The organism is Fulvimonas sp. R45, assembly GCF_030504985.1.
In the GTDB taxonomy this organism is placed as follows: domain Bacteria; phylum Pseudomonadota; class Gammaproteobacteria; order Xanthomonadales; family Rhodanobacteraceae; genus Rhodanobacter_A.
Genome location: NZ_JASERU010000005.1, coordinates 52,480 through 73,085 on the forward strand (window position 1 = coordinate 52,480; position 20,606 = coordinate 73,085).

The 20,606-nt window shown below is 69.2% G+C and carries 15 protein-coding genes; 2 read left to right on the forward strand and 13 right to left on the reverse strand.

The genetic code is table 11. The features are described 5' to 3' along the window. Window positions 1-141 precede the first annotated feature (141 nt). The 13 genes from QMK61_RS06200 to QMK61_RS06260 all read right to left on the reverse strand — a co-directional run bounded on the left by QMK61_RS06200 (window position 142) and on the right by QMK61_RS06260 (window position 12,940). Complete coding sequence (locus tag QMK61_RS06200) at window positions 142-927, reverse strand: DUF2968 domain-containing protein (protein ID WP_302071238.1); 786 nt, start codon at window positions 925-927, stop codon at window positions 142-144. A 138-nt stretch (window positions 928-1,065) separates the two neighbouring features. Continuing rightward, the gene (locus tag QMK61_RS06205) at window positions 1,066-3,120 is read right to left on the reverse strand and encodes a TadG family pilus assembly protein (protein ID WP_302071239.1); all 2,055 of its coding nucleotides are present in this window, start codon (window positions 3,118-3,120) and stop codon (window positions 1,066-1,068) included. Window positions 3,121-3,124: 4 nt separating this feature from the next. After that, window positions 3,125-3,586 carry a DUF3613 domain-containing protein gene (locus QMK61_RS06210; RefSeq protein WP_302071241.1) on the reverse strand — a complete coding sequence of 154 codons (462 nt, stop codon included), beginning with the start codon at window positions 3,584-3,586 and terminating at the stop codon, window positions 3,125-3,127. Then, window positions 3,583-4,338: a Flp pilus assembly protein TadD gene (locus tag QMK61_RS06215; protein WP_302071242.1), complete on the reverse strand. Its 756-nt coding sequence runs from the start codon at window positions 4,336-4,338 to the stop codon at window positions 3,583-3,585. Before QMK61_RS06215 ends, QMK61_RS06210 begins: the two co-directional genes overlap by 4 nt. Window positions 4,339-4,564: 226 nt before the next feature. Continuing rightward, a complete protein-coding gene (locus QMK61_RS06220) occupies window positions 4,565-5,515 on the reverse strand; it encodes a type II secretion system F family protein (RefSeq protein WP_302071243.1) in 951 nt (316 codons plus the stop codon). Next, window positions 5,512-6,435, reverse strand: coding sequence for a type II secretion system F family protein (locus QMK61_RS06225; protein ID WP_302071244.1), 924 nt, complete (start codon window positions 6,433-6,435; stop codon window positions 5,512-5,514). The genes QMK61_RS06220 and QMK61_RS06225 overlap by 4 nt, the downstream gene beginning before the upstream one ends. Continuing rightward, complete coding sequence (locus QMK61_RS06230; protein WP_302071457.1) at window positions 6,432-7,727, reverse strand: CpaF family protein; 1,296 nt, start codon at window positions 7,725-7,727, stop codon at window positions 6,432-6,434. The genes QMK61_RS06225 and QMK61_RS06230 overlap by 4 nt, the downstream gene beginning before the upstream one ends. Before the next feature lie 322 nt (window positions 7,728-8,049). Beyond that, the gene (locus QMK61_RS06235) at window positions 8,050-9,273 is read right to left on the reverse strand and encodes a fimbrial protein (RefSeq protein ID WP_302071245.1); all 1,224 of its coding nucleotides are present in this window, start codon (window positions 9,271-9,273) and stop codon (window positions 8,050-8,052) included. 61 nt (window positions 9,274-9,334) lie between these two features. Continuing rightward, the gene (locus tag QMK61_RS06240) at window positions 9,335-10,642 is read right to left on the reverse strand and encodes a type II and III secretion system protein family protein (protein WP_302071246.1); all 1,308 of its coding nucleotides are present in this window, start codon (window positions 10,640-10,642) and stop codon (window positions 9,335-9,337) included. Window positions 10,643-10,659: 17 nt separating this feature from the next. Continuing rightward, window positions 10,660-11,634 carry a Flp pilus assembly protein CpaB gene (cpaB, locus tag QMK61_RS06245; protein ID WP_302071248.1) on the reverse strand — a complete coding sequence of 325 codons (975 nt, stop codon included), beginning with the start codon at window positions 11,632-11,634 and terminating at the stop codon, window positions 10,660-10,662. A 31-nt stretch (window positions 11,635-11,665) separates the two neighbouring features. Further along, window positions 11,666-12,166 carry a TadE/TadG family type IV pilus assembly protein gene (locus QMK61_RS06250; protein ID WP_302071249.1) on the reverse strand — a complete coding sequence of 167 codons (501 nt, stop codon included), beginning with the start codon at window positions 12,164-12,166 and terminating at the stop codon, window positions 11,666-11,668. A 5-nt stretch (window positions 12,167-12,171) separates the two neighbouring features. Next, window positions 12,172-12,714, reverse strand: coding sequence for a prepilin peptidase (locus tag QMK61_RS06255; protein WP_302071251.1), 543 nt, complete (start codon window positions 12,712-12,714; stop codon window positions 12,172-12,174). A gap of 43 nt (window positions 12,715-12,757) precedes the next feature. After that, window positions 12,758-12,940: a Flp family type IVb pilin gene (locus QMK61_RS06260; RefSeq protein ID WP_302071252.1), complete on the reverse strand. Its 183-nt coding sequence runs from the start codon at window positions 12,938-12,940 to the stop codon at window positions 12,758-12,760. A 616-nt stretch (window positions 12,941-13,556) separates the two neighbouring features. On the opposite strand from QMK61_RS06260, the gene QMK61_RS06265 reads away from it, so the two are divergent. Beyond that, complete coding sequence (locus tag QMK61_RS06265; RefSeq protein ID WP_302071253.1) at window positions 13,557-14,552, forward strand: helix-turn-helix domain-containing protein; 996 nt, start codon at window positions 13,557-13,559, stop codon at window positions 14,550-14,552. Window positions 14,553-15,042: 490 nt separating this feature from the next. Beyond that, complete coding sequence (locus tag QMK61_RS06270; RefSeq protein ID WP_302071255.1) at window positions 15,043-20,562, forward strand: YadA-like family protein; 5,520 nt, start codon at window positions 15,043-15,045, stop codon at window positions 20,560-20,562. The last annotated feature ends 44 nt before the right edge of the window (window positions 20,563-20,606 follow it).

The window sequence follows — 20,606 nt, forward strand, 5'->3', positions numbered from 1 at the left end:
GGATCGAGGTGAGGGGCGGGTGCTCGCGAAAGCGCGTCAAGAACGGAGCTCGGGGCAAGAGTGGCCCCTCACCCCTCACCCCCAGTCTCCTTCGACAGGCTCAGGACAGCGCTCCCCCCGGCGGGGAGAGGGAGCAAAGCCTTACGGCGAGGGCGTACCCGGCACTGCCACGCTGGCGGCGGGCGCCGGCGCCGCGTCGGCGCCCGGTGGGGGCAACACGAGCTGAGGGTTGGCCTGCTGCTTCTCCAGCTCGCTGATGCGCTGCTTCATCGCATCGAGCTGGCTGCTGGTGCTGCGCAGGTCCGCGCTCAGCGTCACCGCCTGCTGCTTGGCCTGCTGCTGCGCGGTCGCCACCTGACGGGCCTGCTGCTGCTGGTAGCTGGCGTCCTGCTGCAGGTTCTGCAGGTGTTCGCGATTCAGCGCGATCAGGTGCTCGGCGTAGGCGTTGCCGGCCTGCAGGCGGATGGTGTCGATGTCCACCTGGGCCAGCTTCTGGGTCTGCCCGGCGAAGCTGAGGTACAGGCTTTCCGCGGTCTCGTAGGAATCGGTCTGGATCACGCGCCAGAACTGCTTGCCGTGGAACAGCGCCACGTAATAGCTCAGCTTGTCGGTCTGGAACAGCAGGCTGGCGCCGTAGGTGGCGTTGTAGGTGGTGCGCAGCTCGGTGAGCTGGTGGCTGTCGATCAGCTGCTGCAGGTTGGCCACCGTGGCGCTGGGCGGCGCGCCGCTGTCGCCGGCCGAGGGCAGCGGCGCGGACGGAGCCGCGGCTTCAGTGGCAGGGGCGGCTGCGGGCGTGGCCGTCGAGGGCGCGGCATGCGACCAGAACGGCGAGGACGCGCAGGCCGACAGGGCCACGCATGCCAGTGCCGTCGCGATGGCCAGTGCCACGTGGCGCCGAGGGCCCGCGCTGCGAGTCGTTCGATTCATCCCCTGCATCCCCTTGAGTTGCGTTCGGTCCGGACTGCCCTGCGCATGCCGGCGCATCCCTGGCCGCAGCGTAACCCCATGAAGTCTAAAGGCAGCAGGCCCGGGGTCAAGGGGCGGGGCTGTGACGGGTGGAGCAGGTCAGTAGACAAGCTGGGCGCCGTGGCATTGGAGGGATTGGAGATTGACGTCCACACGGCCCGGATCGGAGCCGAGAAGCTGGGTCACGGTGGGCTGCAATACCTGCTCGCCGACCTGGTTCAGAAGCGGATTGAGCAGGTCGATGACTTGCGCCAGAGGTGCAAGCAAGGCGTTCGAAGCAGTGTTTTGGGCATTGACCTGCTGCGTTTGGCTCAATGCATTGGAGATAATTTGTTTGCAGCCATTAACGCTTGGATTTGGTTTCAACAATCCAGGGTAGGTGCATCCATCGCCAGTAACTGCTCCTAATACTCCCCCGAGCAATTGACCAACGGAATTTACTAAGCCGGTGACCAAGTTGCTGAGAGCAGGCAAGAGTGCGCTGGTTTGAGATGAGATGGGCTTGCTTATTAGATCCTTTACGGCGTCAATGTGAGATTTACGGCCAGCTGGAGAGCTGTCATCAAAAGTACCGGAATTTGCCCACAGGTCGTTGACCATGGTGCCGATGTCCGGTTGCGCGGGAGCCTGGCCGTCTGCAGGAAGAGCATTTCCCAGCAGCAGATTGAGAATGCCATCCATCAGGCTGGTGACCGTGTCTCCTAGGTCGAGGTTGGCATGGATGCTGCCAGTCTCACCTTGATGAAGCGTCAGGTCACCTTGGCCGGTGATGCCTTGAATGTGGGCCGAGCCGGCAATGATGGGCGTGCCCAGGATGCTTACGAGCGTCTGGCTCTGCAGGTTCGTTTCGCACGATTGACTGGTCGACCCGACCGAGCTGTCGTCGAGCTTGCCGACGCACAGGTTGAGCAGTGATGCCGTAGTCCTGATGGTGGCCGTCGGGTTCTGGGCATCGCCGTCGCACAAGCTGGTCAATACGCCCTTGCCGTTGGTGACATCCACGTTGATGGGAATGTCGACATTGGTGCCGACGAGGCTGAGTACGGAACCGAGCAACGGTATGGCCGACGTATCGATATGCAGGTACACGCGAAGTTGTGCCGTATAGGCAGTGGCACCGACGCCGCCGATGGCAATCGACGGTGGTTCGATCAGCGTGACGTGCCCGGTAACGCCGGGGATGGGAATCTGCAGGTCGGCGAAGTGTTGGCTGTTAGCGACTTCCAGTCCCACATTGACCAAGTCGATGGCGCTGAGCTGGGCATTGAGGGCGGATTGGGCGTCGGCCGCATCGACGAGCGCGAACAGACCGCGCTGGGCACTGGAAGTGCCAAGCTGGATCAACGTACCGCCAGCGGCCTCTGCCTGTGCCTTGATGATGCCGAGAGCGGTCAGGGCCGCCTGCGCCAGCTTTTGCTGGCCGCCCAGATAGGCCATGGCGTCCAGCAGGTCGCCGATGCTGACCTGCTTGCCGGCAAGCACGTTGTTCATGGTGCCTACGTCGGCAATGCTGGTGACGTCGACGCACAGGCTGGCGTTTACATGGCATAGGCCGTCCAATAGACCGCTCGGCGTAACACGAAGGTTCGCGAGACCGTCGGGGCCTACCAGTGCCGTCTCATCCACGTTCAAGCCGAGCAGTTTCAGGATGCCGGGCAGGGTGCCGCTATTCTGCAACTCCAGCAATTGGGAATCGACGGAGAACGCGGCGACGGGCTGGCTGTTGATGGCCACGGCTTCCGCGCTTACGTTCGGCAAGGCTCCCGCTAGACCCCAGATCGAGGGCACCGGGCGTGTCGCGACCACCTTGACCGCATTGGGGTTGGTACCGCTCGTGCTGAAACCGTCGCTGCCGCTCTGGACCGGAGCGGTCCAGGTGCCGCAGGCGTTGGTAGCCAGCGAGCCGCCAAACTTGTTGTCCGAAGTAGCGTTGTCGCTGGCTGCGGCGGTCGCCTTGCCGCAATCGGGCAACTGCTGCGCTCCCGACAATGCCGCCAAATCCGCCACCTTCTGCGCATCGCGGTGAGCCCAATACAGATACCCCACCTCCACGATGCCGAGGATGGTGATCAGCCCCAGCAGCATCAGCATCATGGCGACGGCCATGGAGCCGCGCTGGCGCTGGCGCACCTGACGAGAACCGGGTGCCTGCATGGCGTTATCTCCCGTTGCCGTTGCTTCCGTTCTTGCCCACGGTGGTTTCGAAGAATTCGGGGATGGGGTGGTTGAAGCTCTGCAGGTAGCGGCGGTAGCTGGCGGTGGCCTCGTCGCCGAGCATCGGCAGGGCGTGGCCGGCCTGGCTGCCGTCGGCCTGCAGGCGCAGGAGCTGACGGGTGACGGAGCCGATGTCGCCGGCGTCGGCGGACATGGGCGCCACGGCTTCGGCCGGCGCGGGCGGCGGCGGAAGCGCCTGCGGCGCCGGATCGGCGGCGGCGGTGGCCGGGAGCGGCGCCGGCGCGGCAGGTGCCGGCGCGGGCATCGGCGCCGGGGCGGGCGTGGTGGCCGGCGCGCGGCCGTCCATCATGTGGCCGGTGATCGGGGTCTGCTGCGCGGCGGCGGGCAGGGCCAGCGCCAGGCCGAGCGCGGCAAGCAGGGCGACGGGACGGGCGGGCAGGTTCATGGGTTGACCTCGCGGTTCGCGGGTGGATTGCCGAAGCGGTCGAGTACGCCGCCGGGAATGCCGGTGATCTCGTTGGGCACCGGCACGTGGCGGGGATAGGCGTGCGACGCCGTCGTGCCGGCGGCGGACGCGGGGATGGATGCCCTGGAAGCGGCGGCGACGGTCCGGGACGCCATCGCGGTGCGCAGCTGCAGGGCCATGCGGTACACGGCGTCGCGGGTGGCCTGCGGCAGCTTGGCGCCCTGCATGAGCGCGTCGGCGCGTTGCGGCTGGTTGGCCAGGATGGCCCACAGCGCGAGGTTGGAGATGGCCTTGATGTCGCCGGGCGCGAGCTGCGCGGCCTTGGACAGCGGCTCGCGCGCGGCGTCGACCTGGCCGGCGCGCAGGCGCGCGTAACCCAGGTCGCTGAGGTAGGCGGGGTTGATCGGTTCCAGTTGTACGGCCTGGACGAGCGCCTGCTCGGCGTCGGCCTGCCGGCCGGCGGCGGCGGCGATCAGGCCCAGCCCGTGCCACGCGGCGGCGGCCTGGTCGCCGTGCAGCAGGCCGCGGTAGATCGGCGTGGCGGCGTCGCCCTGGCCGGTCTCGCGCAGCGCATCGGCCTGCAGGCGGCGCAGTTCCGGCGAGTCGCCGTAGCGCAGGCGGTAGGCGTCGATGTGCGCCAGCGAGGCGTAGTACGCGCCCTGCTGCTGCATCTTGCGGATGAGCTGGAGGTAGACGTCCTTGTTGTCGTGCGGCGAGGTGCCCGGTTCCACCAGGCTGGGCGCGGCGGCGGCGTGGTTGGGGTAGCCGCTGTGGATGCCGCAGGCGGCGAGGAGCAGGGTGGTGGCGAGGAGGATGGCGTTGCGGCCTCCTCCCCCTGCGTGCAGGGGGAGGTCGGGAGGGGGTAGGCGGGGTTGCGTCGAGGTTGGGTGACCCCTCCCCAGCCCTCCCCTGCCAACAGGGGAGGGAGAGTGCGGCGTGTGGCGGAGCGTGCGCATGTCAGTGCCCCCCGAGCTTGGACATCGTGCCGATCAGCGAGACCACGGCGGGGCCGGCCAGCACCAGCATCAGCGCGGGAAGCAGGGTGAGCATCATCACCACGGTCATCTTCACCGACAGCTTGCCGGTCTTCTCCTTCATGGTCATCTTGCGCTGCTCGCGCAGGCGCTCGGCGAACTGGCGCAGCGGCTCCTGCACCGCGCCGCCGTGCTCGTGCACCTGCACGATCACCTGCACCAGGCTGCGCAGGTCGTCGTTGTCGAACGACTCGGCCAGGCGCCGCAGCGACTGCGCCCGCGGGCGGCCGTGCATGTAGGCGGTGTTGGCGTCGCGCAGTTCGCGGCCCAGCACGGGCAGCACGGTGGGGAAGCGCTCGGCGATGGTCTGCAGGCTCTGGTCCATGCTGAAGCCCACGCCCTGGAACAGGCGCAGCAAGTCGATCAGCAGCGGCAGCTCGTCGGTGGCCTGCCGGCGCAGGCGCTCGGCCCAGGCGCTCAGCACGAACTTCGGCAGCAGCACGCCGGCGGCCAGGCCGGCCGCCAGTTCGGCCGCCGCCTTGACGCCGCTTGGGCGCAGCCACAGCGCCACGACCACCGGCAGCAGCAGGGCCAGCACCAGGCGCAGGCCGAGGTAGGTGGCGCGGCCGGCGGCGGTGTTGCGGTTGGCCTGGTCCAGCAGCAGGCGGTCTTCCGGCGCCAGCAGCGCCTTGCCCAGGCCGCCGTGTTCGAAGCGGCGGCCGATGGCCTGCAGCGCGTCGAGCACGCGCCGACGCAGGCTGCGGGTGTCGCGTTCGTCGGGGGGCAGGGCCAGCGGCTGGTGCTGCAGGGCACGTTCCATCACCTGCGCCTGCTGGCGGTCGCTGCGGTAGCGCGCGAGCGCGCCCAGCGCGAGCACCAGCACGCCGAGCGCCAGCGCGACCAGGGCCAGGACGAGCAGGGCCGCGGCGCTCACAGCGACTTCGCCAGCCGGTACAGCAGGAAGCCGCCCAGCAGTTCCAGCGCCAGCGCGACGAGCAGGATCTTGTGGCCCAGCGGCTGGTGGAACATCGGGTTGAAGAACTGCGGATTCATCAGGGTCATGAAGGTGGCCACCACCACCGGCAGCAGGCCGAGCACCCAGGCGGACATGCGCGTCTCGGAGGTGATCGCGCGCAGTTCCTGCTGCGCCTGTTCCAGGTCGCGCATGAAGTCGCTCATGCGCTGCAGGATCTGGTCGGCGCGACCGCCCATGCGCATGCCGGTGCCCAGCACCACGTGCAGCAGTTCCAGCGCGTGCAGCCGGTAGGGACGCGCGGCCAGTTGCAGCGCGCGGTCCAGGTCGTGGCCGGCGCGCACGGAACTCGTCGCGCGGTCGAGCACCGCGCGCAGCGGCATCTGCACCGAGCTGGCGGTGACCTGGAAGGCCATCGGCAGGCTGTTGCCGATGCTGGCAAGGCGCACCATGCCGTCGAGGAAGTCCGGCAGCTGGCGCAGGATCTGCTTCTGCTGCTTCTCGATGCGTGCGCGCAGCCACAGCCACACTGCGGCGGCGTACAGCGCCAGCATCACCGGGAAGGCCCAGGCGGTGCCGATGCGCCAGGCGGCCAGCGCGGCCAGCACCACGCCGGAGACGCCCACCAGCAAGGGCACGCGCAGGCCGGGCGGCAGGCCCGCGCGCAGGCACAGGGCGTCGGTGGGCAGGCCGTCGCGCACGCGCGGCAGGCCCGGCGCCGGCGCCGGCATGGGTGGCGCGTGGGGCATGCCGCCCAGGCTCCGTTCCACCCGCGCGAGGCTGCGGCGCTGCTGCTCGCGCGCGGCGGAGCCCCACCACAATTCGACGGCGGCGGCGAGCGCCAGCATCACCAGGCTGAGCAGGGCCAGCGCCTGGATCACGGCAGCACCCCGCCGGCGTCGCGCAGGAACTGGCGGAACTGTTCCAGCTTGTGCGTGTGCGGATGGAAGCCCAGGCCCGGCCAGCGGTCGTGCTCCTTGCCGTCCATGTCCACGAAGGTCTCGTGGCGGTACATCTCCTGCGTGGTGATGATGTTGTCGCCCACGCCGGTGACCTCGGTGATGGAGGCGATCACGCGGCGGCCGCTGCTGAGACGGGCGATCTGCACGATGAAGTCGATCGCGCTGGCGATCTGGCGGCGCAGGCTGTTCTCGCTGCCCTGGAAGCCGGCGAAGCCGGACAGCATCTCCAGCCGGTACAGCGCGTCGCGGGGGGAGTTGGCGTGGATGGTGGACATCGAGCCGTCGTGGCCGGTGTTCATCGCCTGCATCATCTCCAGCACCTCGGCGCCGCGCACCTCGCCCACGATGATGCGGTCGGGCCGCATGCGCAGGCTGTTGCGGACCAGGTCGCGGATGCCCACCGCGCCGCCGCCGTCGAAGCCGCCCAGGCGGCTTTCCAGGCGCACCACGTGCGGATGGTTGAGCGACAGCTCGGCGGTGTCCTCGATGGTGATGACGCGCTCGTTCTGCGGGATGAAGCTGGCCAGCGCGTTGAGCAGCGAGGTCTTGCCCGAGCTGGTGCCGCCCGAGATCATGATGTTGCAGCGGCCCAGCACCGCGGCCTGCAGCAGGGCGCGGATGGCCTTGTCGAAGGTGCCGCGCGCAAGCAGCTCGTCGGGGGTGAACGGGTCCTTGCGGAACTTGCGGATGGACACGCTGGGGCCGGTGACCGACAGCGGCTCGATGATCGCGTTGAGGCGGCCGCCGTTGGGCAGGCGCGCGTCCACCATCGGGTTGGATTCGTCCAGCCGCCGCCCCAGCGGCGCCAGGATGCGCCGCACGATGCGCAGCAGGTGGCGGGTGTCGCTGAAGCGCACGCCCGGCTCGCGCTGCAGCACGCCGCCGCGCGAGACGTACACGTCCTCGTGGCCGTTGATCAGGATGTCCTCGACCTCGGGGTCGGTGAGCAGGTCGTCCAGCGGGCCGAAGCCGGTCAGCTCCTTCACCAGCGCGGTGGCGACCTTGCGCATCTCGGTCTCGTTCACCGGGATGCGCCACTCCTGCACGAAGCCGGCGGTCTCGGCCTCCACGTACTTGACCACGGTGTCCTGCGCCCACGAGCCGATGTCCAGGCGCTGGTCCTCGATGCGGTTGAGCAGGAACTCGTGCGCCGCCGACAACACGTCGTGGAAGTGCTGGGTCTGCTCGAACGGAATGTCCGGCCCGTCCATGCGCGGCGTGGCTTCGACGCGCTTCAGCGCGGCGGACAGGCGGGTGCCGGTCGGGTTCATGGTGTCTTCCATCGGGGACCTCCCCCAAGAGCCTGGTCATGATCTCCAAGCGCCCCGTGCCGGAAGCTCGCGCGCAGGCCAAGGAAGAACGAAGGAGTGGACGTCCGTTCACGACTGGGTGACGACGACGCGATACGGGCGGGCGAACCCGGCCCAGGTGGATATCTCCGGACGGCCCGCATGTGGTTGCGCAATCCCGCAGGCGCAGCGCCAGCCGCCGCCATGCGGCGGCCGTTCGACGATGGCAGGGGATGCCTGGAGATCATGGCCGGGCTCTGAAGAGTCTTTTCCACGCCGGCATGGCGACGGCGTCGCCCGGCGCGCCGGTGCGCAGTCGCGCGCGCAGGGGCGCCAGCGCGCGGATGTACGGATCGCGCGGCGCGGCCTGGTGCAGCAGCAGGCCCTGGTTGGCGCTGGCGCGCAGCGGGCGCGGCCGGTCCGGCAGGGTCGCCAGCAACGGCAGGTCGAAGCGCTTGGCGATCTGCTCCGGGCCGAGGCCGCAATCGTCGTCGTGGCGGTTCACCACCAGCCCCAGCCGGCGGTCGTGTGCGCCGGCCTGGCCCAGTTCGCGCAGGCAGGCGTCCAGCGACACCACCGCGGCGATGCCCTGGTCGACCACCAGCCAGATCTCGTCGGCGGCGCGCAGCAGCGCGGCGGGCACCAGCCGCGTGGGCAGGCCGCCGAGGTCGCACAGCAGCAGGTCCACGTGCTCGCGCAGTCGTTCGATCAGCAGGCCGGTCTCGATCGCGTCCGGCGGCGGCAGGGTGGCCTGCGCGCCCTGCGACAGCACGGCCAGCCGGCTGGCGCCGTGCCGCGACAGCGCGCTGCGCAGCAGCGTGGCGTCGATGCGGCCGGCGTTGCGCAGCGCGTCCGCGTAGTGGAAGTCGCCGGCCACGCCGAGGTAAAGCTCGGCATCGCCCGCGGGTTGGCCCAGGTCCAGCAGCAGCGCCGGCGGCGTGGCGTCGGCGGGCGCGGGCTTCGGCGCGGGCGGCATCGCCAGCGCGCCGAGGTGCGCGGCCAGCGTGCTGCAGCCCACGCCGGGCCGCACGCCCAGCAGCAGCACCAGCTGGCCCTGCCGGCGCGGCGCCGGCGAAGGCGGCTGCGCGCGCGGGCTCGCGGGCGCGTGCAGCGCGTGCTCCAGCAGGCCGCGGATCTCCTCGTCGCCGGCATCCATGTCGATGAAGTCCAGCACGCCCGCGCGCAGCGCCGCCAGCACGCCGCTGGCGTCGCCGGCCGCGGTGGAGCCCACGCCGAACAGCGGCAGGCCGGGCGACAGCGCGACCAGCTGGCGCGCCAGCTCGGTGGAGGCGACGGCGCTGTCCGAGGCGTAGTCCAGCAGCACCAGCTGCCGCCCGTCGTGTTGCTGCTCCCAGCGCTCGGGCGAAAAGCGGCGACTGTCTTCCCAGTGCACGCGGGCCAGTTCGCGCAGCCGTGCAGACAATCGCTGCGCACGCTTCTCGTCCGGTGAATAAAACAACACGTCCACGCCGGGCTCCAGCTTGCTCAGGGGGAGGATGGAAGCAGTCGCTTGCATGACGGCGGCCCGCTCAGCGGGAGAACCCCGGCATCTGGTCGGGGCCGGCCGGGTCGAGCAGCCAGCTGCCCCAGACCGACGGATCGTCCGCCGTCTCGCGCTGGCCGGGCAGCGGCAGCGCGGTGCCGCGGGCGATCGGCCGCACGAGGTGCGGCGTCACCATGATCACCAGTTCCTTGTCCTGGCGGCTGTAACGCAGGTCGCGGAAAAACGCGCCGATGATGGGGATGTCGCCCAGCAGCGGGATCTTGTTCACCTGCGAGGAAATGCTCTGGCTGACCAGGCCGCCGATCACGAAGGTCTCGCCGTCGCCCAGCTCCACTGTGGTGTCGGCGCGGCGGGTGGTGATGGCGGGCACGGAGACGTTGTCGAGCACCAGCGCGTTGCTGTAGTCCAGGTCGCTGGCTTCGGGTGCCACCTTCAACGCAATGCGGTCCGGCCCCAGCACCGTGGGCGTCACGGTGAGGCCGATGCCGAACTGCTTGTAGGTGATGGTGGTGGTGCCCAGGCCCTGCGGTTCGGGAATCGGCAGCTCGCCGCCGGCGAGGAAGCTCGCGCTCTGGCCGGACAGCGCCACCAGGGTCGGCTCGGCCAGCACGCGGGCCATGCCGTCGGCCTTGAGCAGGTTCAACGTGGCCGACCAGTTGTGGGTCGCCGAACTGGCGACGACGCTGAAGGCCGAGGAAATGGCGCTGCCTGCGTCAGGCGACGAGCCGCCCGAGGGACTGGTGATGCCGTACTTGAACCCGCCGTTGGTCTTCTGGAAATTCAGGCCGAACTGGTCCATCGCCGTCTTGTCCAGCTCCACCACCTTCACGTCCACCTGCACCACGCCGCCGCTGGCGACGGTGGAGATGTCGGCGACGGCACCCTTGGCGCCGGCCGCGTCGGCGGCGGCCGCACGCGCCTGCTCGTGGTCGAGCAGGGTGGGGGTGCTGCCGCTCAGCAGGGCCTGGCCGTCCTGCGCCGCGATGTGCAGGCCGCTGTCGTCCCGTTGCAGCACGCCGCGCACGCGCACGCTCAAGCGTTGCGGCGTGCTGTCGCCGCGGCGCCACAGAAGCAGCGTGGTTTCGCCGGTGCGCTTGCCGACCAGCAGTGCCTCGTTGCGGCTGCCCCCGAGCCGCACCAGGTCCACCACCGACGGATCGGCGATGGCGATGCGCTGCAGGTCCGCGGGCAGGCGCCAGGGGCGCTGTTCGTGTGTCTGCAGCGTCACGTCCGCATCCGCCGTCGCGGCGACGATGGACGCCGACGGCAGGGCCAGGGCCAGGCCGGCGACCAGCAGGCGCCAGCGGGGAAGTTGCCGGGCTCGGAAGGCCATGGAGGGAATCCGTCGCGTCATAGTGAATGGGCCTGGGTGCCGCGGATGATTTCCACGCGCGGTGCGGTGCGTACGGGGCGCCTGGCCGTGGCGGGCCCGGCGTGCGCCTTGCCGGCCAGGCCTTCGCCGTCGATGCCGGCGAAGGCGCGGTTCTCCGGCAGGTCCAGCGCCTGGCGCTGCCCGGCGTCCAGCTTCGCCAGCGGTGCGAGCACATGTTGCGGCTGCGGGAACAGCGCGCGGTCCGGCTGGCCGTCGTCGCCGGGATGGCGCAGCGCCAGCGCCAGCTTGCCGTCCTGTGCGCCCAGCAGCAGCTGGTCCACCTCGCCGACCGGCACGGCCAGCACGGCGGTGCGTGGTTGCGGCGGGTTTTCGCTGGTGGCCTTGGCGGCCTTGTCGGACGCCGAGTCCGACACCTCGGCGGGCCTGGGCAGGTCGCGGCTGCCGTAGGCCAGCACGCGCAGGCGCGACAGCAGCAGGCGGGTCTGGGTCTGCTCCTTCTTCTGGCCGTAGCTGGCCGTGCCCGGTTTCAGGCTGAGGAACACATCCACGTAGTCGCCGGGCAGGACGCGGTTGCCCGCGCCGGCCTGCTCGTCCACCGGCACCGCCAGCGCGCGCTCGCCGGGCTTCAGCGCCATCGCGACGCCGTGCGCCAGCAGGTTGGCGGTGATCGGCGTGTCCTTGCGGATGTCCACCAGCGGCACGTCGCCGACGACCGCGTCGATGGCCGTATAGCCATCCGGAAGCTTCTGTGCCGCCGGCACCAGGTGCAGCGACGAGGCGGCGATGGGCTGGCCCGCCGGCAGGTCGCCGGCCGCCGCCACGACCGAGACCGTGGATGTCCCCGCAGTGTGGCCTGCAGGCATGGCAGCGTTAGTGCCGGCTTGCACGACCGCAGGCCGCGCAGCGCGCCTGCCAAGGCTGAATGCCGCGATGGCCAGGATCACGGCCACGACGACCAGCAGCAATGCGGCGATGCGGGTGAATTTCTGCATCGTGAATCTCCCCTGGCCGAGGACCCGGTCCTCAGCCTCCCGAAGTGTCGATCTGGATGGTGGCGGTGCTGCTGAGTGGTTGCCCGATCACCCAGCCATAGACGGTTTTCGTGCCGGGCAGGAAAGGGTGGTCGTCGTAGTCGAACGAAGTGGTCACGGTGATGCACTGCACGCTGGTCGGCGCGCCGCTGGCGCATGCCGCAGGGGCGGACACGGTGATCGGTGCGCTGCTGCAATCCGGGGTTTCGCCCGAGAACGTGATCAGCCATTGCATGGATTGTTGCGCGGCCTGGCAGGCATAGGACTGGCGTTGCGCATCGGTGCCGTAGTGCAAGGCGGCGCGTGCGCCGTTTGCGGCGGCCAAGGTCAGGGATTGCTTGGCGGCGAAGATGAGTACGCCGGACAAAGTGAACAAAACAAGCGGCACCATGCCGAACAGGAACACCAGTGCGAACTCGATCGCCACCACGCCACGTTGCTTGCGCCAGTGGCGCAGCAAAAGCGAATGAGGTGTGGTGGTTGAGATGTTCATGGTGTTTACCAATGCAGCAGTACCGGATTGAAGATGACAATCAGGCTGCCCACGCCGAGCCAGGCGGCATAGGGCAAGCCTTGGCGACCTTGGCGCACAGCGGTCAGGCGTTGACCGAAGGCCGAATTTGCAAACCAGTTTTGTGTAACCCCCAAGCCGGGTACGGCCTGTGTCAGCACATTACGCGACAGCAAGATTAACAATGCGTGTACGCCGGAGATCAGGCTTGCGATGATCCAGATGGGTATCAGGGCAGTCGCACCAAGTAGAAAGCCAAGAACTGCAAAGAACTTCACATCACCGGCGCCCATCCAGCCGAAAGCATGCAGTGGCAAAAGGGCGGTCAATCCGGCCAATAAACCTAATAAGGCGGGCCATGGTGGCCCGCCCGTGCCTTGTATCCAATCTATGATCAGTGTGCCCACTCCAAGCAGTAGCGCTCCGAACAGCCACATGTTTGGAACACGCCGTGCATATAGATCGCTGACTATGACCATTGCGCCAAGCAGTGCGGCCAAGGCGATAAGAGGATTGGGGGGAATGGGCATTCTCTATTCCCGATCAATTGAATAGCGGCTGGCTGAGTGTCTATTACGAAGTAGTGGAAATGCCTGTGTTTGTGGTGATAAGCGCCCAAAGATTCTTAAAGAAATTCGTGAGCGGATCTTTGAAGGCTGTAACAATAATGCCGGCCACAATCGCCGCCAAAATCCCATACTCCAACGCTGTAATCCCATCTTCCTCGGCCAGGAACTTGCGGATAGACATGTTCATCTGAGTTTCTCCTCGGAGCCCCTCGACTCCCCTGCGGTTGACACTCCCGCCGTCATCCCCACGGATGGCTGTGCGGCTGCGCGACATCCCGCTATCGCGAATGGCCCACCCGGGCCTTGGGCATGTCCGCGGTGGATGGCGGGCATGCCGGATACGTTGGTACCCGGGAAATTCGATGCATAAGCTGTGCCGCCTGCATGCGCACGATGCCAGGCGACGAAATGGAATGGAACGATGGAGCCGGAATGGGCACGGCCGTGCGGATGGCGACCGCCGAAGGCGGCGCTGGAAGTCCCTGTTTCGGCCGTCCGGCCGTTTGGATTGTCACTTCCATAAATCCCCCTGATCACCGGGGCCGCTCAGGGCGCCTGGTAGCTCTCGAACACAAGTGTCTCCATGCGGATGGTGCGTTGGTACACAAAAACGGCACTTTTGGACTTTTCGTTGTGAAGGCGTCTTCACATTTGCGGGCAGGTTTTGGTGGTACGCATAGCGTGTGCCGAAAACGTGCATAAGTACCGGGATGCAGCCGCTTTAATGGAGCGAACGGCCAGCAGGGAAGTCTGCGTAGAAGGATCTCCGCAGACTCGTCGTCACGGGGGGAGCTTCGCGGATCATGGCAGTCGCCAGTTGGGACACCACGCAGGCGTGCGACCTGATTTCCCTCGGCAGCGCGCTGCACGTGTGCGAGATGGAGCTGGTGTTGCTGGATGCCAGCGGTCCCCGCGCGGCCGTGGATTCCCGGGTGTTCAGCGAGGCGATCTTCTGCAGCGGCGAAACCGGCTTCCCGTTCCGCGGCCGCTTCGTGCTGCCGGTGGACTGGTGCATGATCGGCCATATCCACCACACCCCCGAGGGCAGCTGGTGCCACGGCACCGACCTGCGTTCCGGCATGTCGTTCACCGTGATGCCGGAAGGCATCAGCGAGTTCATGCTGCGCGCGGGCAGCCGCGTCAGCGCGGTGCTGGTGCCGCTGGAGCAGCTGCGCCGCAAGTTCGCGGAGCTGGAGCCGCACCAGGGCGACATCCCGGCGCGCCTGCTCTCCCTGTTCACGCTCTCGGACGCCGCGGTGGCGCATGAGCTGGGCGTGCGCTTCGAGCAGATCCGCAGCCGCCTGATCGAGCGACGCGGGTCCAGCGACGAGGAAGCGCTGAAGGGGGAGGACGTGGACGCGCTGCTGGAAAACCACCTGCTGGCCGGCCTGTCGGCGCGCGCGGAGGACCGCCCGCAATGCACGCGCGGGCGCCGCGCGCACTACCTGATCGTGCAGCGCGCGGAGCAGTTCATGCGCGCCAACATGCGCCAGGACATCTATATCAACGAGATGTGCAATGCCGCCGGCGTGAGCGAGCGCGCCCTGCGCTACGCCTTCGACGACCTGCTGGGCATCTCGCCCAACCGCTACCTGTCGATGCTGCGGTTGTGCACCGCGTGCCGCAGCCTGTCGCTGTCCGACGCCAGCCGGCGCTCGGTGAAATCCGTGGCCTTGAGCTGCGGCCTGTGGGACCTCTCGCGCTTCGCCGACCATTACCGCCGCGTCTTCGGCGAGCTGCCGCGCGACACGCTGATGCGGGCGCCGGGGATGGAGCCGTTGTCGGCTTCCGCTTCCTGATCCGGTCGGTTCCTCCATGGGTTTTTGTCGTGGCGGTCCCTTGTCCGGGCCGGCGTGCCGCGAGGTTGTCGACCCCTCCCCGGCCCTCCCCTGCAAGCAGGGGAGGGAGCATGCAGCGCAACGCGCGGGGATTGGCTCCTCCCCCTGCTTGCAGGGGGAGGCCGGGAGGGGGTGACCGGGCTTGCGGCAAGGCCGGTGTTCCCGGCTTCCACGCTTTATATATATGGAGACGTCCTCCGCGCGCGCCGCATCGTGCCTGACGCACGCCCGTTTCCCGCGTTTGCCGCTTACGTGCATGTGCTTGCCGTATTCGCGCAGCGCCTTGCCGGATACACATAGGCCACTGCCGGTTCGGCGTATTGGCCGTCCATACGGCCCTGTCTAATCATCCCCGGTGCGTCTGCAAGCGCAGACGCGTGTCCACGTCAGTTCGCGTGTTGACCTGCAGGGCGGTGCCGGCCGGTGCCGAAAGCAGGCCAAGGGGGTAACCATGAACCACATCTATCGCCTCGTCTGGTGCAAATCCCGCAACGCCCTGGTGGCGGCTTCCGAGTTGTCGTCGAGGTCGCACGGCGGAATCTCCGCCTCGCCGTCCAGGATGAAGGCGGCCAGGCTGATCTCGCTGGCCGTGCTGGGCGCGGGCAGCCTGGTCTATGCCACTGGCGCATTCGCGCAATCGACCGGCAATTCGAAGCTGGACGACCTGCAATCGCTGGTCAGCAAGTACGACGCACCGGTGGTGGGATCGTCCGCCGCCTCGGGCGTGGCCGACGTGGCCGGCGCGCCGGTGACGGTGGTCGGCCAGGTGGTGAAAACGACCCTCGCGGCCGTGCAGCCGGCGCACGTCGGCGCGCACGTGTCGGTTTCGCAGGCGCGCTTGCATGCCGGCGCCCATGTTTCCACGCCGTTGGCGGGTGCCTATGCCGGGGCCCACCTGAGCCAGCAGGGCATCGGTGCCGGTGCGGGCGTGAGCCTGCATCCGCAGATCCTGGCTGGCGCGGTATCGGGCGTGACCCATGCCGCCGCCGGATTGCCGGTGGCGGGCAAGCTGCTGTCCGGCGTGGATGGCGCGGTCGACACGGTGGCGTCGGCCGTGCCGGCGATCCACGTGGGGCTGGGTACTACGCTGCATGCGCCGTCCCCGATCGAGCCGATGGCGGCCGACCGGCGTCGCGATGCCGTGGTCTCCGACCGCGCCCGCTCGCTCGGCATCGCCGATGGCAGCGGCCTGCCGGTGCTGGGCGGCGTGATCGACACTGCATCGAAGCTGCCGGTGGTCGGTCCGGTCGTGGCGCAGGTGGGCGGCGCGCTGGGCGGGGTGACCTCGGGCGGCGGCGGTGACCTTACCGGGACGGTGGGCAAGGTCGTGGGCGGCGTGGTGGACACCACGTCGAAGCTGCCGGTGGTCGGTCCGGTCGTGGCGCAGGTGGGCGGTGCGCTTGGCGGGGTGACCTCGGGCGGCGGCGACCTTACCGGGACGGTGGGCAAGGTCGTGGGCGGCGTGGTGGACACCACGTCGAAGCTGCCGGTGGTCGGCCCGGTCGTGGCGCAGGTAGGTGGCGCGCTGGGCGGGGTGACCTCGGGCGGTGGCGGTGACCTCACCGGGACGGTGGGCAAGGTCGTGGGCGGCGTGGTGGACACCACGTCGAAGCTGCCGGTGGTCGGCCCGGTCGTGGCGCAGGTGGGTGGCGCGCTGGGCGGGGTGACCTCGGGCGGCGGCGGCGACCTCACCGGGACGGTGGGCAAGGTCGTGGGCGGCGTGGTGGACACCACGTCGAAGCTGCCGGTGGTCGGCCCGGTGGTGGCGCAGGTAGGTGGCGCGCTGGGCGGGGTGACCTCGGGCGGCGGCGGCGACCTCACCGGGACGGTGGGCAAGGTCGTGGGTGGCGTGGTGGATACCACGTCGAAGCTGCCGGTGGTCGGCCCGGTCGTGGCGCAGGTAGGTGGCGCGCTTGGCGGGGTGACCTCGGGCGGCGGTGACCTCACCGGGACGGTGGGCAAGGTCGTGGGTGGCGTGGTGGATACCACGTCGAAGCTGCCGGTGGTCGGCCCGGTCGTGGCGCAGGTAGGTGGCGCGCTTGGCGGGGTGACCTCGGGCGGCGGTGACCTCACCGGGACGGTGGGCAAGGTCGTGGGTGGCGTGGTGGATACCACGTCGAAGCTGCCGGTGGTCGGCCCGGTCGTGGCGCAGGTAGGTGGCGCGCTTGGCGGGGTGACCTCGGGCGGTGGTGATCTCACCGGGACGGTGGGCAAGATCGTGAGCGGCGTGCTGGGCGGGAGCCCGGGGCACCAGGATCTGGGTACGGCGCTGGGCACGGTCGTCGGCGGCGTGGTGAACAACGGCGCGAAGCTGCCGGTGCTCGGTTCCACCGTGGCCAGTGTCGGCCAGGCGCTGAAGACGGCGACGAACGGCGGCAACATCGGCAGCGGCCTGCAGGGACAACTGGGCATGGTGCTGGGCGACACGGTGAATTCGCTGTCGCACACGCCCGGCGTAGGTGACGTCGTGGCCAAGGTGGGCCAGACCCTGGGAGAGACGACTGCGCAGATCGACGCGAAAGACAACGGCAGTGGTGTCGGCGACCTTGCCGGCGTGGTCGGCAAGGTGGTCGACGGCGTGGCGGGCGCCACGTCGAAGGTGCCGGTGGTCGGTCCGGTGGTGGGCAAGCTGGGCGACGTGCTGGATTCGACCACGTCGGGCAATGGCAACGTGCTCGGCACGGTCGGCCAGGTGGTCGACGGCGTGGCCGATGCCACGTCGAAGGTGCCGGTGGTCGGTCCGGTGGTGGGCAAGGTCGGCCAGGTGCTGGATTCGGCCACGTCGGGCAACGGGGACGTGCTCGGCACGGCGGGCCAGGTGGTCGACGGCGTGGCCGACGCCACGTCGAACGTGCCGGTGGTCGGTTCCGTGGTGGGCCAGCTCGGCAACGTGCTGGGCGGCGTGACGACCGGGCAGGGCGGCGGCCTGCTGTCCTCGCTGACCGACAACGCCGTCTCGACGGCGACCTCGCCTGCGTCCACGGCGGCGCTCTCGCCGCTGGCGGCGCCGGTGGTGCCGCCCCCCAGCGGCACGCCTTCCGGCCTGATCATCGGCAACGGCGGCGTGGTGGGCACGGCGACGCAGCTGCTCGGTTCCACCGAGAGCTCGCTGTTCACCAATTCCAACCCCGACGGCTACATCAGCAACGGCAGCCTGAAGGTGAGCAATGCCAATTTCACCCAGGGCTATTCGACGCTGAACCTGCTCGGCTTGCCGGTGGTGAACTCCACCCCGGTGGGCACGGTGCTCACCACCACCGACGGCACGGTGCTGGGCGGCACGGGCACCAATTCGCACCTCACCCTGATCGGTGGCGTGACCTCGGGCAACTACATCTCCAACATCAACAACGGCGCGGCCGGCGGCCTGCTCGGCCTGCTGTTGCCGAAGAACGCGCCGGCGTGGGCGTCCACCTGCCTCAACGTGCTGGGCGTGCTGAAGGAATCGTGCTGGGCGGTGAACGCGGCGCAGGACTACCAGGTGCTGGTGGGCGACGGCGCCTCGGCCAACGGCTCGAAGGAAGTGGTGATCGGCACCAACGCCAGCCACACGCTGCCCACGCAGGACGCCAGCCAGGCCTTCCCGGGCAGCGGCGCCAACGATCCGAACAACCCCACCGGCGTGCCGACCGCGGACTACGCGGCGCGGCTGGGCCATTCGGTGGTGATCGGCGACGACGCCTCGGGCACGGCCAACGCCCAGACCATCCTCGGCGCCGAGGCCACCGCCAGCGTGGCGAACAGCGTGGCGCTGGGCTACAAGTCGGCGGCCAACCGCGGCGCGCAGGCGAACTACAGCGCCTACGGGCTGGCCGCGCCGCAGAACTCAGCGGGCGAGGTGTCGATCGGCGCCCCGGGCGCGGAGCGGCAGATCACCAACGTCGCCGCCGGCAGCGCCGACACCGACGCGGTGAACGTGGCCCAGCTGAAGTCCGTGGCCACCACCGCCGACAACGCGGTGCAGTACGACAGCACGGCGCACACCTCGGTGACCCTGGCCGGCCCGGCCAGCACCGACGGCGGCGTCACCGGCGGCACCACCATCGGCAACCTGCACCAGGGCGCGCTCGGCGCCACCAGCACCGACGCGGTGAACGGCAGCCAGCTGTTCGCCACCAACATGTCGCTGGTGAAGTACATGGGCGGCACCACCCACTTCGACCCGACCACCAACACGTGGACGGCGCCGACGTTCACCATCACCTCGGTGGCGACCGACGGCAGCACCACCAAGGGCAACTACGACAACGTGACCGACGCGTTCGCCGCGGTGGACGGCTCGGTGAACAACCTCAATACCCGCATCAACAACATCGATACCGGCGGCGGCATCAAGTACTTCCACGCCAACTCCAGCGGCGTCGACGCCAAGGCCAACGGCACCGACAGCGTGGCGGTGGGCCCGTCCGCGGTCGCCGACGGCAACGGCAGCATGGCGATGGGCAGCGGCGCCACGGCCAGCGCGGACAACTCGGTGGCGATAGGCACGGGTGCGACGGCGAAGAACGGCAGCGCGGTGTCGATCGGCAACGGCAACACGGCCGATGGCGACGGCGCGGTGGCGATGGGCGACCCGAACACGGCCACCGGCCAGGGCGCGGTCGCGCTGGGCTACAACAACCAGGCCACTGGCCAGGGCGCGGTCGCGCTGGGCTCCACCTCCGTCGCCAACGGCGCCAGCGCCATCGCCATGGGCGACAGCGCCAACGCCTCGGCGGCCGACGCACTCGCCTTCGGCGCGGGCGCCACGGCCAGCATGGCCAACAGCATCGCGCTGGGCGCGGGTTCGGTGACGGGAGTGGGTGCACTGAGCAACTACGCGGCCTACGCCCTGACCACGCCGCAGAACTCCAGCGGCGAGGTGAACGTGGGCAACCGCCAGATCACCGGCGTGGCCGCCGGCAGCGCCGACGACGACGCGGTGAACGTGGCCCAGCTGAAGGCGGTGGACGCACACATCAGCGGCACCGACAAGCTGGCGGTGAAGTACGACGCCGATACCAACGGCAACGCGACCAACACCATCACCCTGGTCGGCAACGGCAGTGGTGCACCGGTGCTGATCACCAACCTCAAGGCGGGCGCGGAAAGCGCCACCAGCACCGATGCGGTGAACGGCTCGCAGCTGTGGCACTGGACCCAGGACACCACCAACCAGTACAGCAACTACAGCCTGTACAACGACATCCAGAACATCCACCCGGGCACGGGCAGCGTGAAGTACTTCAACGTGAACTCCACCGGCCCCGACTCCAGCGCCTCCGGCAGCGACAGCATCGCGATCGGGCCCTCGGCCAAGTCCAGCGGCAAGGACAGCGTGGCGATGGGCAACGGCGCCGATGCCTCGGCGGACAACGCGGTGGCGATCGGCGCCAACTCGGTGGCCGACCGCGCCAACACGGTGTCGGTGGGTAGCGCCGGCAACGAGCGGCAGATCACCAACGTGGCGGCCGGCACCGCGAACACCGACGCGGTGAACGTGGGCCAGCTGAACTCGGCGATCGACACCACCACCAAGGGCACGGTGCGCTACGACACCAACACCGACGGCAGCATCGACTACGGCAACGTCACGCTGGGCGGCGGCACCGGCGATACCACGATCCACAACGTGGCGGCGGGCACGGCGCCCACCGACGCGGCCAACGTGGGCCAGGTGCAGCAGGCGATGGACTGGTCGAAGAACTACACCGACCAGCGCTTCAGCCAGGTCGACGGCGAGATCCAGCGCATGGGCCACCGCGCCGACGCCGGCGTGGCGGCGGCGATGGCCGCGGCGGGTCTGCCGCAGGCCTACGAGCCCGGTCGCAGCATGGCCGCGGTCGCGGCCGGCTCGTTCCGCGGCGAGTCGAGCATCGCCGTCGGCGTGTCGACCATCTCCGAGGGCGGGCGCTGGGTCTACAAGCTGTCCGGTTCGGCGAACACGCGCGGCGACGCCGGCGTTTCCATCGGCGCGGGCATGCAGTGGTGAGCCGCATGCGCCGCCGGTATCCAGGGACAATCATCAAGGGGGTG

Coding starts and splice junctions, on each gene's coding strand:
- QMK61_RS06200 (WP_302071238.1), bottom strand. CDS start 927: ATGAATCGAACGACTCGCAGCGCGGGCCCTCGGCGCCACGTGGCACTG.
- QMK61_RS06205 (WP_302071239.1), bottom strand. CDS start 3,120: ATGCAGGCACCCGGTTCTCGTCAGGTGCGCCAGCGCCAGCGCGGCTCC.
- QMK61_RS06210 (WP_302071241.1), bottom strand. CDS start 3,586: ATGAACCTGCCCGCCCGTCCCGTCGCCCTGCTTGCCGCGCTCGGCCTG.
- QMK61_RS06230 (WP_302071457.1), bottom strand. CDS start 7,727: ATGGACGGGCCGGACATTCCGTTCGAGCAGACCCAGCACTTCCACGAC.
- QMK61_RS06240 (WP_302071246.1), bottom strand. CDS start 10,642: ATGGCCTTCCGAGCCCGGCAACTTCCCCGCTGGCGCCTGCTGGTCGCC.
- cpaB (WP_302071248.1), bottom strand. CDS start 11,634: ATGCAGAAATTCACCCGCATCGCCGCATTGCTGCTGGTCGTCGTGGCC.
- QMK61_RS06250 (WP_302071249.1), bottom strand. CDS start 12,166: ATGAACATCTCAACCACCACACCTCATTCGCTTTTGCTGCGCCACTGG.
- QMK61_RS06255 (WP_302071251.1), bottom strand. CDS start 12,714: ATGCCCATTCCCCCCAATCCTCTTATCGCCTTGGCCGCACTGCTTGGC.
- QMK61_RS06260 (WP_302071252.1), bottom strand. CDS start 12,940: ATGAACATGTCTATCCGCAAGTTCCTGGCCGAGGAAGATGGGATTACA.
- QMK61_RS06265 (WP_302071253.1), top strand. CDS start 13,557: ATGGCAGTCGCCAGTTGGGACACCACGCAGGCGTGCGACCTGATTTCC.
- QMK61_RS06270 (WP_302071255.1), top strand. CDS start 15,043: ATGAACCACATCTATCGCCTCGTCTGGTGCAAATCCCGCAACGCCCTG.